Origin of the sequence: Saccharopolyspora mangrovi, assembly GCF_035320975.1 — a bacterium.
Classification (GTDB): Bacteria; Actinomycetota; Actinomycetes; order Mycobacteriales; family Pseudonocardiaceae; genus Saccharopolyspora; species Saccharopolyspora mangrovi.
Window position 1 is genome coordinate 13,614 of sequence record NZ_JAWLNX010000003.1, and the last position, 13,420, is coordinate 27,033.

Consider the following 13,420-nt stretch of genomic DNA (forward strand, 5'->3'; position numbering starts at 1 on the left):
GCGGGACGGAGCGGTGGAGCGGTCGATAATGGGCGGGTGACTGATTCTGCTTGGGGTCCGGGCGTGGCCACCGCCGTCGGTTCGCTGCCGGGGACCGATCCGGTCGAGGCCGCTCGGACGGTGGTCGGGGAGTTGCCGGAGCTGATGCCGGTTCCCGAGCTGCCCGCACGCGGGGTCGGCGCCGACGTGCTCGGGCGGACCGCCGGGCTGCTGGTGGACCTGGCCGTCGAGGTCGTGCCCTCCGGTTACCGCGTGACCGGGACTCCCGGGATGGATCACCGGCGGGCCGTGGACCTGCTGCGCTGGGACCTCGACGCGCTGGAGCAGGCCGTCAGCGAGGCCGGTGCGCCGGAGGTCGTGAAGGTGCAGGCCGCCGGGCCGTGGACGCTCACCGCAGGCATCGAGCTGATGCGCGGGCACCGGGTGCTCACCGACCGCGGTGCGCTGCGGGACTTCGCCGAATCGCTCACCGAGGGCCTGATCGCGCACGCCGGTCACGTCGCCGCGCGCACCGGGTCGCGCGTCGTGGTGCAGCTGGACGAACCGTCGCTGCCCGCCGTGCTGAAGGGCTCGCTGCCCACGCCGTCCGGCTACGGCAACGTCCCGGCCGTGCCCGCGCCCGACGTCCAGCGGCTGCTCGGCGAGGTGATCGAAAAGCTCGGTACCGCAACCGGATCGCCGGTCGTCGTGCACTGCTGCGCGCCGCGTCCGCCGGTGGAGCTGCTGCGCCGCGCCGGAGCCGGTGCGATCTCGCTGGACGCCTCCGGGCTCGGCGACGTCACCGGGCAGTTCGCCGACGAGCTCGGCGAAGCCTGGGAGGAGGGCGCCGCGTTGTTCCTCGGGCTGGTCCCCAGCACCGAGCCCGCGGGCCAGGCCGAGCTGCGCCGCATCGCCCAACCCGCCTTCGACCTGGCGACCCGGCTCGGGTTCGCCAAGAAGACCCTCGCCGAACGAGCGGTGCCCACCCCCACCTGCGGCTTGGCCGGTGCTTCGCCCGCGTGGGCGCGCAGAGCCCTCTCCCTCACCGGAGACCTCGCCAAGCTCTTCGCCGACGAATCCGAGTCCTGACGCGACGTCACCCGGCCAGGTGAGTCCACTGTGGACTTGCAATGCCGAGCGTCCGTTTGGACCGGTTGATGTGGTCTCGTTGCCCGAATGTTTTGCGGAAATGCGCGTGGTCTGACCTTTGCGCTGGTAGGAAGAGCCCTGTGGGGAGTCATTGCGTCAGCGAGCTTGACCGTGTCGCTTGGATCGGGCGGAGCACGATCCAAGACGCGGCGTGCCTGACCCTGGTCCGCGACAGCGACCTCGGTCGGGTGGCCGAGTCGTTCGGGGCGGTCACCTCCTACGGCCGGTCACTGGACATCGACGAGTTCTGCGAGGAGGCCTTCGCCTACCAGGAGAAGCACCCGATGATCGCGCTGCGGTCCGTCGGGGAGTGGACCCTGGTGGTCGAGGACAGCGGCGGCCAAGGCGTCCGCCCCGAAGTGCTGCGGCGGGTCGCCCGCCCCGAAGCCGTGTCCTGCTACTGGGACGAGGACGTGCGCACGCGGTTCGTGCACGCCGTCGACGGCGTGATCCGGACGTCCTTCGAAGCCGTGCTCCCCGAGTACCGGGAGGGCACCGATCCCGACGCGCTGGAGGAGCACCGCGCGCACCTCCCCTGGTCGCAAGGCTCCCCGGTGCAGCTGATGCTGGCGCTGGCCGGCCGCGTCACCGGCGTGGTGCCCAGCGAGGACTGGCTGAGCGGGGAGTTGTGCACCTACCCGGTCGCGCCGTGGCCGGACGACCTCGTGTCGCTGCCACTGGGCGACCTCGACGGCTACCCGGTGGAGATGCTCACCGCGCTGCGGGCCGCCGGGGAGCACGAGCAGCGGCGCGTGCTGCGGTCCCTCGCCCGCTACGTGGCCACCACCGCCGACTGCCTGGACCTGCCCGTCGTGCAGCGCATCCTCGCCGGCGTCCGGCCGACCTGCTCCGAGGTCGACCAAACCCTGCGCGAGCTGGTGTGGAGCGGGATCTGGGATCGGCCGGCGCTGATCAGCCGCAACCGGCTGCACGCGATGCAGGTCCTCCGGGAGGTCATGCACGAGGACTCCCGCAGCGCGCTGTCCGGCGTGCTCACCGGGGTGACCGCGGTGCGCGGCGCCGAACCGGCCGCGATCACCGCGATCGTCCGCGACGAGCTGCCGTGAAAAACCTCGTCCCGCCACGACGGTGGGACGTCGAACGGCACAATAGCTCCCATGTTCAGGTTCCTGCGCCGTCGTGACGCCGAAGCTCCCGCCGAACCGGTCGACGTTCCCGCCGAGGCCGCGGAGCGGGCGGCGGCGTTCTGGAAGTGGTGGGACGACCACCTGCCCGAGATCGCCTCGGCGCTCGGCGACAGCGAACCGCAGCGCATCGAGAACCTCGTCGCCGAGGCCGTCGCCGGCGTGCACCCGGACCTGACCTTCAGCATCGAGCACGGCGAGGGCGCGGCGTTCGCGCTGGTCATCAGCAGCCAGGCCGACCCGGAGTTGCGGCCCTACACCGATGCGTGGATGGCCGCCGCGCCCGCCGCCGACACGCTGTGGGAGTACCACGACTCGGTCCCGGCCGTGCCCGACCCGACCCAGGTGACCGTCAACCTGCGCGGCGAGAAGTACTCCTTGGAGCAGGTGCGGGTGGCCGCGCAGGTCGACGAGTCCGAAGGGCTGGTCGACGTCGCCGTCTACCACCCGGGCTTCCACAAGCTCGACGACAACGCCCGGCGAGCACTGACCTTCCTGCCGCTGGACGCCACCCTCGGCGAACGGCTCGCCGCCGACCGGCTGGGACGGGTGGAAACCGCCGAGGCCGAGCCCGAAGGCGCCATCGGGCTGCTCGAACTGCGCGAGCTGGTGCACGAGGTGGACCGCAACGCGCAGTGAGCCGCTGCGTGCCCGTGTCGGTGGCGCTCGCTAGTCTCGGGGCGTGACCAGCAAGGACGTTGACGAGCTCAATCCCAGCGAGGACGCCGAGGGCGTGCCCGCCGACCCCGCCGCCTCGGGTGCGGCCGAAGGCGTCGAGGACGTGCCGCCCGACGTGCGCGAACAGTACGCGGAGCTGGCCGAGGAGGTTCGCGGCCACCAGTTCCGCTACTACGTGCTGGACTCGCCCACGATCGCCGACGGCGAGTTCGACGAGCTGTTCACCCGGCTCCAGCGGATGGAGGCCGAGCACCCTGCGCTGCAGGCACCCGATTCGCCGACGCAGGTCGTCGGCGGCACCTTCTCCACCGCGTTCACCCCGGTCGCGCACCTGGAGCGGATGCTCAGCCTGGACAACGCCTTCGACTCCGAGGAGCTGCGGGCGTGGGTGGAGCGCGTGGAGCGCGAGGTCGGCGGCGACGCCCACTACCTGTGCGAGCTCAAGATCGACGGGCTCGCGGTCAACCTGCTCTACCGCGACGGCCACCTGGAGCGCGCGCTGACCCGCGGAGACGGCCGCACCGGCGAGGACGTCACGCTCAACGTGCGCACCATGAGCGACGTGCCCGAGCAGCTCACCGGCACCGACGAGTACCCCGTTCCGGGCCTGGTGGAGGTGCGCGGCGAGATCTTCTTCCGCGTCGACGAGTTCGCCGAGCTCAACGCCAAGCTGGTGGACGCGGGCAAGGAGCCCTTCGCCAACCCGCGCAACGCCGCCGCCGGATCGCTGCGGCAGAAGGACCCCCGGGTGAGCAGGTCCCGGCCGCTGCGGCTGATCTGCCACGGCCTGGGCAGGCGCGAGGGGTTCGAGCCGGAGCGCCAGTCGGAGTCCTACGCGGCGCTCAAGGCGTGGGGGTTGCCGGTCTCCCGGCACACCGTCGTTCTTTCCACTGTGGACGAGCTGCTGGGGCACATCCAGCACTGGGGCAAGAACCGCGACTCCGCCGAGCACGAGATCGACGGCATCGTCATCAAGGTCGACGAGGTGCCGCTGCAGCGCAGGCTCGGCGCCACCTCGCGGGCGCCGCGCTGGGCGATCGCCTACAAGTACCCGCCGGAGCAGGCCACCACGCGGTTGCTCGACATCCAGGTCAACGTCGGCCGGACCGGGCGGGTCACGCCGTTCGCCGTGATGGAGCCGGTCAAGGTCGCCGGGTCGACGGTGTCGATGGCCACCCTGCACAACGCCGACGAGGTGCGGCGCAAGGGCGTGTTCATCGGCGACCGCGTGGTGATCCGCAAGGCCGGTGACGTCATCCCCGAGGTCCTCGGGCCGGTCGCCGACGTGCGCACCGGTGACGAGCGCGAGTTCGTCATGCCCGAGGCCTGCCCGGAGTGCGGGTCGCGGCTGGCGCAGCAGAAGGAAGGCGACGTCGACCTGCGCTGCCCGAACGCCCAGGGCTGCCCGGGCCAGCAGCGCGAGCGGTTGTTCTACCTGGCCAGCCGCAAGGTCCTCGACATCGACGCGCTCGGCTACGAAGGGGCGTCCGCGCTGCTCAACGCGGGTGTGCTGGGCGACGAGGGCGACCTGTTCGACCTCGACGAGGCGAAGCTGCTCAAAACCCCGCTCTACACCACCAAGGAGGGCAACCTCTCCGCCAACGGCGCCAAGCTGCTGGCGAACCTGGAGGAGGCCAAGCAGAAACCGCTGTGGCGGGTGCTGGTCGGCCTGTCGATCCGGCACGTCGGGCCCACCGCCGCGCAGGCGCTGGCGCGGGAGTTCGTGACGCTGGAGCGCATCGAGCAGGCCTCCGAGGAGGAACTGGCCAACACCGACGGGGTCGGGCCGACGATCGCCACCGCCGTGCGCGAGTGGTTCGCCGTGGAGTGGCACCGCGAGATCGTGCGCAAGTGGCGCGAGGCCGGGGTGCGGATGGCCGACGAGCGCGACGAGTCGATCCCGCGGACGCTGGAGGGCATGTCGATCGTGGTCACCGGGACGTTGCAGCAGTACTCCCGGGACGAGGCCAAGGAGTACATCATGGCCAGGGGCGGCCGGGCGGCTGGTTCGGTGTCGAAGAAGACCTCGTTCGTGGTGGTCGGTGACTCGCCGGGGTCGAAGTACGACAAGGCCATGCAGCTGAAGGTCCCGGTGCTCGACGAGGACGGCTTCACCGTGCTGCTGGAGCAGGGGCCCGAGGAGGCCGCCGAGCGCGCGTTGCCGCCGGAGGAGTGAGGAAAAACCGTTGGTGCGGGGTGGCAGGATCGCCGTCATGGCAACGATTCGAGCCGCCCTGCCGGCGGAGCACGAGGTCGTGGGGGAGATCGCGGCGAAAGCCTACGCCGATGCGGGCAACGCGCCCGAGTACTACCTGTCCGTGCTGCGCGACGCCGCGGACCGCGCGGCCAACGCCGAACTCCTGGTCGCCCTCGACGGCGACCGACTGGTCGGGACGGTGACCGTGGTCCGGCCGGGCGATTCCTACGCCGAGATCTCCCGCCCGGGGGAGCTGGAGTTCCGGATGCTGGCGGTCGACCCGGAGTGCGGTTGCCGGGGGATCGGGCGCGAGCTCGTCGAGGCGGTCCTGGACCGGGCTCGGGCGGAGGGAATGGGTCGCGTCGTGCTGTGCGTGGCGGAGACCGCGCACCGGCCGCGTCGCCTCTACGAGCGGATGGGTTTCCAGCGGATCCCCGAGCGCGACTGGAGCCCGAACGGAGAGATCCGCCTGCTGGCCCACGGCCTCGACCTCGAAGCCTGAGCAGCGCCCTCAGCGGATCCGGGGTCAGCCGTCGAGGACGACGGAGACGATGCCCGCGAGGTGGGCGAGGCGGGCGAGTTCCGCAGCGCGGAACATCGGCCCGCCGGGGCGGCCCGCGAGCAGCACGCGGTCGGGCTTGCCGATGGGCGTGGCCGCCAGCTCGGTGCCCAGCTCCTGCCAGGTCTCGGGCACCCACGCCTCGTCGCCGTCGAGGATCGTGGCGCGCGGCAGCGGCAGCCACGGCAGTTCGAGGTAGCCCTCCTGCGGGGCGGAGGTGCTCGCGGCCAGCTGCTCGGCCCCGCCGGAGCGGTGCCCGAACACGATCGCCCAACCCGATCGGATGATCTTCGGGACGCCTTCGGCGAAGATCTGCAGGCCGCGCGCGGGTTCGGCGGCGATCTCCTCGACCAGCTCCAGCTCGCGGTGGGTGTCCAGCACGCCCGCGTAGGGGCGGACCGCGTCGACCTCGACGCCGTCGATGGACTCGGCCGCGGTGATCAGCACGTCCGGCGGGCGCCCGGAGGGCAGCTCCACCACGAGGTCGTCGATGGCCACGCCGCCGCTGCGTTCGACGACGTCGACGCTGAGGATGTCGGCACCGATCTCGCCGAGCGCGCTCGCCACCGACCCGAGGTTGCCGGGTCGATCCGGTATCTGCACCCGGATGAGGAAGGACACCGGACTCAACGCCTCCAGTTTCATGCGCGACACCTCGCCGGCCGCGCTTTTTCCTTCGCGTGCTGATCCGCTTGCGCGGCCGCTCGTGCGAGGAACCAACCGCTGGGAAATTGTGTCAGACGCGGCGTAGTCATCTTGCTACCGCACTACACGGAGTAGAACGACCAGGGCATTCGTCAAAGTTCCCGGGCACGCCTCGCCAGGCACGACCCCTACCGGGTCTGGCAGCGTGGTCGCCATAGACTGGGATGTACTCGTAAACCGGACATGACCAGGGAGCCTTCGCAGTGTCCAAGATCTCCCGCGACGAGGTCGCACACCTCGCCGGCCTGGCACGGCTGGCCGTCACCGAGGCCGAGCTCGACACCTTCGCAGGCCAGCTCGACCAGATCCTCGACGCGGTGGCGAAGGTGGGGCAGGTCGCTGCGGACGACATCCCACCGACGTCGCACGCCGTGCCGGTGACCAACGTTTTCCGCGAGGACGAGGTCCGCCCGGGCCTGACGCGCGAGCAGGCGCTCGCAGCGGCGCCCGCGGCTGAAGAGGACCGCTTCCGCGTTCCGCGCATTCTGACTGAGGAGGCCTGATGAGCCTGACCGGGCTGACCGCGTCCGAGCTGGCCGCCAAGCTGGCGGCGGGGGAGGTCACGTCGGTCGAGGTGACGCAGGCGCACCTGGACCGCATCGCCGCCGTGGACCCGCTGGTCCACGCGTTCCTGCACGTCGACGCCGAGGGCGCGCTCGCCGCGGCCCGCAAGGCCGACGAGGACCGGGCCGCGGGCACGGCGGCATCGCCGCTGGCCGGTGTGCCGCTGGCGCTCAAGGACGTTCTGACCACCACCGACATGCCCACCACCGTCGGGTCGAAGATGCTCGAGGGCTGGATGGCGCCCTACGACGCGACGGTGACGCGCAAGCTGCGCGAGGCCGGCGTGGTCGTGCTGGGCAAGACCAACATGGACGAGTTCGCGATGGGCTCCTCCACCGAGAACTCCGCCTACGGCCCGACCCGCAACCCGTGGGACACCGACCGCATCCCGGGCGGTTCCGGCGGCGGCTCCTCGGCGGCGCTGGCCGCGTTCGAGGCGCCGCTGGCCATCGGCACCGACACCGGCGGCTCCATCCGCCAGCCGGGCGCGGTGACCGGCACCGTGGGCGTCAAGCCCACCTACGGCGGGGTGTCCCGCTACGGCCTGGTGGCGTTCTCCTCGTCGCTGGACCAGCCGGGGCCGTGCGCGCGGACCGTGCTGGACGCGGCGCTGCTGCACGAGGTCATCGCCGGGCACGACACGATGGACTCCACCTCCATCGACCAGCCGGTGCCGCAGGTCGTCGAGGCCGCCAAGCAGGGCGCCAACGGCGACCTGACCGGCGTGAAGGTCGGCGTGGTCCGCGAGTTCTCCGGTGACGGCTACCAGCCGGGCGTGCAGCGGGCGTTCGACGCCGCGGTCGCGCAGCTGTCGAAGCTGGGCGCGGAGGTCGTCGAGGTCTCCTGCCCGCACTTCGACTACGCGCTGGGCGCCTACTACCTGATCGCGCCGAGCGAGTGCTCGTCGAACCTGGCCCGCTTCGACTCGATGCGCTACGGCCTGCGCGTCGGCGACAACGGCGAGAACAGCGCCGAGCAGGTCATGTCGATGACCCGGGAGGCCGGGTTCGGACCCGAGGTCAAGCGCCGCATCATGCTGGGCACCTACGCGCTGTCCTCGGGCTACTACGACGCCTACTACGGCCAGGCGCAGAAGGTGCGGACGCTGATCACCCGCGACTTCACCGCCGCGTTCGAGCAGGTCGACGTGCTGGTCTCGCCGACCACCCCGACCACCGCGTTCAAGATCGGCGAGCGGGTCGACGACCCGATGGCGATGTACCTCGCCGACCTGTGCACCATCCCGTCGAACCTGGCGGGCAACGCCGCCATGAGCGTCCCGTGCGGACTGTCCGATGAGGACGGCCTGCCGGTGGGTCTGCAGATCATGGCCCCGGCGATGGCCGACGACCGGCTCTACCGGGTCGGCGCGGCCTACGAGGTCGCCCGCGACGAGGCCGAGGGCGGCCCGCTGATCAACCGCGTGCCCGAGCTCGGAGCGGCCGTATGAGCCGCTCCCACGCCACCGATGCAGGAGGTCGCAAGGTGAACCCGAAGTTGAAGGCAGCGTTCCAGCTCGCTTCCGTGCTCTCGGCGGCCTTCGGGCTGAAGGCGAGCTACAAGGCCGCCCGCGAGAAGAACGACAAGCTCGAACTGGCCGACGTCATCATCACGACGCTCGGCCTGATCACCGGTACCGCGCTCGCGGTGCGCGCGCTGCGCAAGGGGAGTGACGAGGAGTGACCGCCGTCGCCGAGATCATGGACTACGACGAGGTGCTGGCCCGGTTCGACCCGGTGCTGGGCCTCGAGGTCCACGTCGAGCTCTCCACCAAGACCAAGATGTTCTGCGGCTGCGCCAACGCGTTCGGCGCCGAGCCCAACACCCAGGTCTGCCCGGTGTGCCTGGGACTGCCGGGCGCGCTGCCCGCGGTCAACGGCAAGGCCGTCGAGGCCGCGATCCGGATCGGCCTGGCGCTCAACTGCCAGGTCGCGGAGTGGTGCCGGTTCGCCCGGAAGAACTACTTCTACCCGGACATGCCGAAGAACTTCCAGACCTCGCAGTACGACGAGCCGATCGTCTTCGACGGTCACCTCGACGTGGTGCTCGACGACGGCGAGACCTTCCGGGTCGACATCGAGCGGGCGCACATGGAGGAGGACACCGGCAAGTCGCTGCACATGGGCGGTGCCACCGGTCGCATCCACGGCGCCGACTACTCGCTGCTGGACTACAACCGGGCCGGCGTGCCGCTGATCGAGATCGTCACCAAGCCGATCACCGGTGCCGGTGAGCGCGCTCCCGAGGTCGCCCGCGCCTACGTGACCGCGCTGCGGGACCTGCTGCGCGCGCTGAACGTCTCCGACGTGCGGATGGACCAGGGTTCGCTGCGCTGCGACGCGAACGTGTCGCTGATGCCCAAGGGCAGCAGCGAGTTCGGCACGCGCACCGAGACCAAGAACGTCAACTCGCTGCGCAGCGTCGAGCGCGCGGTCCGCTACGAGATGCAGCGGCACGCGGCGGTGCTGACCTCCGGCGGGTCGATCCTGCAGGAGACCCGGCACTTCGACGAGTCCACCGGGTTCACCTCGGCCGGCCGTCCGAAGGAGACCTCGGAGGACTACCGGTACTTCCCGGAGCCGGACCTGGTGCCGATCGCGCCGTCCCGCGAGTGGGTCGAGGAGCTGTCCAAAACCCTGCCGGAGCTGCCGTGGGAGCGCCGCAAGCGCGCCAAGGAGGAGTGGGGCCTGTCCGACGAGGAGCTCCGCGACCTGGTCAACGCCGGTGCGCTGGAGCTGATCGCCGAGACCGTCGAGGCCGGTGCGGCCCCGGGTGACGCCCGCTCCTGGTGGGTGGCCTACCTGGCGCAGCAGGCCAACACCCGCGGTGTGGAGCTGGCGGACCTGGCCATCACGCCCGAGCAGGTCGCGCGGGTCGTGGCGCTGATCGACGAGGGCAAGCTGACCAACAAGCTGGCCCGCCAGGTCGTCGACGGCGTGCTCGACGGCGAGGGCGAGCCGGACGAGGTCGTCGCCGCTCGGGGCCTGGAGGTCGTCTCGGACGACTCGGCGCTGCAGAAGGCGGTCGACGAGGCGCTCGCGGCGCAGCCGGACGTGGCGGAGAAGATCCGCGGCGGCAAGGTGCAGGCCGCTGGTGCGGTCGTCGGTTCGGTCATGAAGGCCACCAAGGGCCAGGCCGACGCCAAGCGGGTCCGCGAGCTGGTCCTCAAGGCCTGCGGCCAGTAACCCAGGAGTTCCCGGGACGCCCTCGACCTGCTCAGGTCGGGGGCGTCTTGCTGCGCGCGGTGCGGGGTGTCAGCGGATGCGGGCGATGTAGCCGTCGGGGCGGATCAGGACGGTGGTTCGCTGACCGACGAGGAGGCGATCGAGCTGCTCACCGACCTCGTCCACCGCGGCATCCACGGGTGATCGCAGGCCTCAGTCCTTGCCCGCTGTGCCGCCGGTCGGGGGCTCCAGGCGCAGGACCCGGTCGTCGCTGGGGACCGGGCGGCCGCCGTCCCGGTTGGTGGTGCCCAGCCACACCAAGCCGTCCGGGGCCAGGGTCGCGGTGGCGAAGCGGCCGTAGCGGTTCTCCAGCACCTTGGTGGGCTGACCGGTGAAGCTGCCGTCCGGTGCCGGGTGCAGCGTGTAGAGCGCGGCGGCGTCGCGCAGCGCCACGATCACCGTCGACGGGTCGGCCGCGCAGCCCGACACACCGGGTCGGTCCGCCCAGGTCCAAGCCGGATTGCCCAGCGGCTGGCCGAACTTCACCTGGTAGAGCGCGTCCCGGCCGCTGCTGCGGTCGGTCACCCAGAACATGTTCAGCGCGGAGGTTCCGCAGATGCCGGTGGGCTCGGTCAGCCCGGAGGTCACCACCGGCGAGTTCTGCTGCGGGTTCCCCTCCGCCGAATTGCCGAAGCCGTCGATCCGCAGCAGCTTTCCGGCCAGCGATGACGGGTCGGCGGCGTTGCCCGGGCTCCCGGCGTTGCCGGTGGCCACCAGCAGGGCGCCCTTGCCGTCGTCGAGCAGCGCGCCCGCGTTGCCGGTGGAGCCCTTGGGGATGCCGGTCAGCACCGGCTTCGGGCGATCACCGCTGGCGACCCGCACGACCTGGTTGTCGGAGCTCGTGGTCACGTAGGCGTAGAAGAGCTCGTCCTCGTGGTAGGTCGGGGACAGGGCGAGGCCGGTGAGCCCGCCGCCGCTGCTGGCGTCGACCGGGATGCGGGCCAGCTCGACGGGTTCGGTGCCCTTCTGCACGCGCAGCACGCGACCCGTGGAGCGCTCGCCCACCAGGGCGCTCTGCCCGTCGGGCAGCACCGCGATCGCGCCGACCGGGTCCAGGCAGGTGGTGATCACCGCGGGATCCGGGTCTTCGCAGCCGGAGGCTTGCGGAGGCGGCTGCGGGTTCGGCGCGCCCGGCGACTCCGACGGGGGCGCTTCGCTCTCGAACGAGGGCTGCGGTCCCGCCTGCGGCGCCAGCGACGGCTGCTCGGCGAAGGGCCGGTTGTGCTCGTCGGGGAACTCGGCGCATCCGCTCAGCACGACCCCGAGCACCGCGCAGGCGCTCACCAGCACACGAGACCCCATCACGCCACGACCCTATCCGCCGCCCGGTGAACCCGGGGTGAGCCACCGGGATCTCGGTCAGAACGGGGGGTGGAGCGCTCGGCGCCTGCGGGGGCGGTTCTCGGGGAGGAGGGGGAGGCGGAGCCTGCGCACCGGCGGGGGCGGTGGATCCTCGCCCCGGCGGGCGCATTCGACCGCTTCGACCCTGCGCAGCAGGACGTCGAACTCCTCGCGGACCTCCTCCGGGGCCTCCAGCGGGATGAAGTGCGAGGTGTCGAGGAACCGCACCCTGGCCTGGGGGAGGGAACCGACCTGCCGCGCCGTGGTCAGCGGTTCGCCCAGGGGATCGTTGCGCCCGACCAGCAGGGTGACCGGGCACGTGATGCGCGGCAGGTCCTCGCGGACCGAGGAGCTCCAGGCCAGCGCGAGCTCGGCGTGCCTGCGCCAATCGCGCTGCACCAGGTCCCGCAGCGCGGCGGTGGTGGTGGCGCGGTCGCCGTCGGCGGGCAGCAGGCCGGCCTGGCGCAGCAGGCGGGCGGGCCAGTCCCCGACCGGCAGCTGAGCGGTGACGGCCTCCACCAGGTCACCGGTCAGGCGCAGCGAGGCCATGCCGCCGGCGGCCAGCAGCCGCCGAATCGAGTCGGGCACGCCGATGTGCGACAGCAGCGCCTCGGCACCGGCGGTGGGCGGCCCGGCCAGCAGCAGGAGACCGCGAACCCGGTCGGGGTGGCGGGCGGCGAGTTCCACGGCGGTGGAAGTGCCCCCGGACCAGGCCAGGACCACGCAGTCGGCGACGTCGGAGTCGTCGAGGACCGCCACGGCGTCCGCGACGTGATCACTCGTGGTGCGGGAGGAAATGTGCTCGGGCGACCAATTCAGCAGCTGCGCCGCGCAATCGAGCGGAAGCAATTCCGACGCCGAAACGAGTTCGGGAACGATAAGCACCGCACGCGGCGCCGCCGAACGCGACAGCTGGAAATGCGCTGCACCTGCGAAGACGTCAGATTTCCTGGACGTCGTCGCTCCGAATTCAGGGTCCTCCATCAGCACATTTTTCCACCTGAACCGAAACTTGCGGTATCGAACCTGTCACGTGTGGGGAAGGTTTTATCGCAAAGGGTCGCACCATCGGGTGAAGATGCCCTAACCTCCTGCGGCGTGAGGATCCAAGACGATCGCCCCGGCGGTGCGGGCGGCTCCCCCGACGATCGCAGCTATGGTGCGCACGCCCAGCGGCCACGTGGCGCGAAGGGTGCGGCCAAGAGCACGCAGAGCCTCGGCGCACGCCAACACAACTACTACGACGAAGACGACGGCTACAGCGCGGCGGAAGCGACCTCGCTGGTGGGCGGCGTCGGTGAAGACTCCGGCTACGCCGAAGAACTCGGCAAGCAGCGCAAGCCGTTCGCCTGGAACGGTGGCACCGACCTCGGTCTGCTGATCCTGCGCCTGGCGCTCGGAGGGGTCTTCCTCCTGCACGGCGCGCAGAAGCTCTTCGGCACGTTCGGCGGTCCGGGCCCGGAGGGCTTCGCGGAGGTGCTCTCCGGCATGGGCTTCCAGCAGAGCGCGGCGCTCTCGCTGGTCACCGGCGGCACCGAACTCGGTGCAGGTGCGCTGCTGGTCCTGGGCCTGTTCACGCCGGCCGCCGCGGCCGGTGTCGTGGGGCTGATGGCCAGTGCGGTGTTCGTCAAGCTGGGTGCCGGTTTCTTCAACGCCAACGACGGGTTCGAGATGGAAGCCATCCTCGGCGCCCTGGGACTCGGCTTGTTGTTCACCGGTCCCGGCCGGGTGGCCTTGGACTACGGGCGAGTGTGGTTCCGCCGCCCGTTGGGATTCGGCTTCTTCGGCCTGATCATCGCGGCTGGCGCGGCCGCGGCGATCCTGATCCTTTTCCACCGCCCCTAAGACGCGCACCACGAGGATCGGGCCCCGCTCCAAA

General features: G+C 71.3%; 13 protein-coding genes. 10 read left to right on the top strand and 3 right to left on the bottom strand.

What is annotated here, in order from left to right:
• Window positions 1–36 precede the first annotated feature (36 nt).
• The 5 genes from R4I43_RS04960 (at window position 37) to R4I43_RS04980 (ending at window position 5,650) form a co-directional block, all read left to right on the top strand.
• A complete protein-coding gene (locus R4I43_RS04960) occupies window positions 37–1,068 on the top strand; it encodes a methionine synthase (RefSeq protein WP_324264324.1) in 1,032 nt (343 codons plus the stop codon).
• Window positions 1,069–1,208: 140 nt separating this feature from the next.
• Entirely contained in the window at window positions 1,209–2,195 is a 987-nt protein-coding gene (locus tag R4I43_RS04965; protein WP_324264325.1) for a DUF6461 domain-containing protein, read from the top strand.
• Between the two features lie 51 nt (window positions 2,196–2,246).
• Complete coding sequence (locus tag R4I43_RS04970; protein ID WP_324264326.1) at window positions 2,247–2,912, top strand: hypothetical protein; 666 nt, start codon at window positions 2,247–2,249, stop codon at window positions 2,910–2,912.
• A 43-nt stretch (window positions 2,913–2,955) separates the two neighbouring features.
• Window positions 2,956–5,127: an NAD-dependent DNA ligase LigA gene (ligA, locus tag R4I43_RS04975; RefSeq protein WP_407691197.1), complete on the top strand. Its 2,172-nt coding sequence runs from the start codon at window positions 2,956–2,958 to the stop codon at window positions 5,125–5,127.
• 37 nt (window positions 5,128–5,164) lie between these two features.
• The gene (locus R4I43_RS04980; protein ID WP_324264327.1) at window positions 5,165–5,650 is read left to right on the top strand and encodes a GNAT family N-acetyltransferase; all 486 of its coding nucleotides are present in this window, start codon (window positions 5,165–5,167) and stop codon (window positions 5,648–5,650) included.
• 24 nt (window positions 5,651–5,674) lie between these two features.
• On the opposite strand, the gene R4I43_RS04985 is transcribed toward R4I43_RS04980, so the two are convergent.
• Entirely contained in the window at window positions 5,675–6,328 is a 654-nt protein-coding gene (locus tag R4I43_RS04985; protein ID WP_324264635.1) for an ACT domain-containing protein, read from the bottom strand.
• Window positions 6,329–6,615: 287 nt separating this feature from the next.
• Here R4I43_RS04985 and gatC point away from each other — a divergent pair, with 287 nt between their 5' ends.
• The 4 genes from gatC to gatB are packed head-to-tail and all read left to right on the top strand — an operon-like array spanning window position 6,616 to window position 10,161.
• Window positions 6,616–6,915 carry an Asp-tRNA(Asn)/Glu-tRNA(Gln) amidotransferase subunit GatC gene (gene gatC, locus R4I43_RS04990; protein ID WP_093413507.1) on the top strand — a complete coding sequence of 100 codons (300 nt, stop codon included), beginning with the start codon at window positions 6,616–6,618 and terminating at the stop codon, window positions 6,913–6,915.
• On the top strand, window positions 6,915–8,426 hold the full coding sequence (gene gatA / locus R4I43_RS04995; protein ID WP_324264328.1) for an Asp-tRNA(Asn)/Glu-tRNA(Gln) amidotransferase subunit GatA: 1,512 nt from the start codon (window positions 6,915–6,917) through the stop codon (window positions 8,424–8,426). The genes gatC and gatA overlap by 1 nt, the downstream gene beginning before the upstream one ends.
• Window positions 8,427–8,461: 35 nt before the next feature.
• Window positions 8,462–8,659 (top strand): hypothetical protein, encoded by a 198-nt coding sequence (locus tag R4I43_RS05000; RefSeq protein WP_132676766.1) that lies wholly within the window; start codon window positions 8,462–8,464, stop codon window positions 8,657–8,659.
• Window positions 8,656–10,161, top strand: a complete 1,506-nt coding sequence (gene gatB / locus R4I43_RS05005) for an Asp-tRNA(Asn)/Glu-tRNA(Gln) amidotransferase subunit GatB (RefSeq protein ID WP_324264329.1) — start codon at window positions 8,656–8,658, stop codon at window positions 10,159–10,161. The genes R4I43_RS05000 and gatB overlap by 4 nt, the downstream gene beginning before the upstream one ends.
• Window positions 10,162–10,353: 192 nt before the next feature.
• Here the strand turns inward: gatB and R4I43_RS05010 are convergent, their stop codons facing one another.
• Both R4I43_RS05010 and R4I43_RS05015 read right to left on the bottom strand, forming a co-directional pair.
• Entirely contained in the window at window positions 10,354–11,502 is a 1,149-nt protein-coding gene (locus R4I43_RS05010; RefSeq protein WP_324264636.1) for a PQQ-dependent sugar dehydrogenase, read from the bottom strand.
• 57 nt (window positions 11,503–11,559) lie between these two features.
• A complete protein-coding gene (locus R4I43_RS05015) occupies window positions 11,560–12,390 on the bottom strand; it encodes an alpha/beta fold hydrolase (RefSeq protein WP_324264330.1) in 831 nt (276 codons plus the stop codon).
• A 249-nt stretch (window positions 12,391–12,639) separates the two neighbouring features.
• On the opposite strand from R4I43_RS05015, the gene R4I43_RS05020 reads away from it, so the two are divergent.
• Entirely contained in the window at window positions 12,640–13,386 is a 747-nt protein-coding gene (locus R4I43_RS05020) for a DoxX family protein (RefSeq protein ID WP_324264331.1), read from the top strand.
• The last annotated feature ends 34 nt before the right edge of the window (window positions 13,387–13,420 follow it).

Bases quoted from the DNA above. Each gene is read 5' to 3' on its own strand.
- gatA (WP_324264328.1), top strand. From the start codon at position 6,915: ATGAGCCTGACCGGGCTGACCGCGTCCGAGCTGGCCGCCAAGCTGGCG.
- R4I43_RS04980 (WP_324264327.1), top strand. From the start codon at position 5,165: ATGGCAACGATTCGAGCCGCCCTGCCGGCGGAGCACGAGGTCGTGGGG.
- R4I43_RS04970 (WP_324264326.1), top strand. From the start codon at position 2,247: ATGTTCAGGTTCCTGCGCCGTCGTGACGCCGAAGCTCCCGCCGAACCG.
- R4I43_RS05010 (WP_324264636.1), bottom strand. From the start codon at position 11,502: ATGGGGTCTCGTGTGCTGGTGAGCGCCTGCGCGGTGCTCGGGGTCGTG.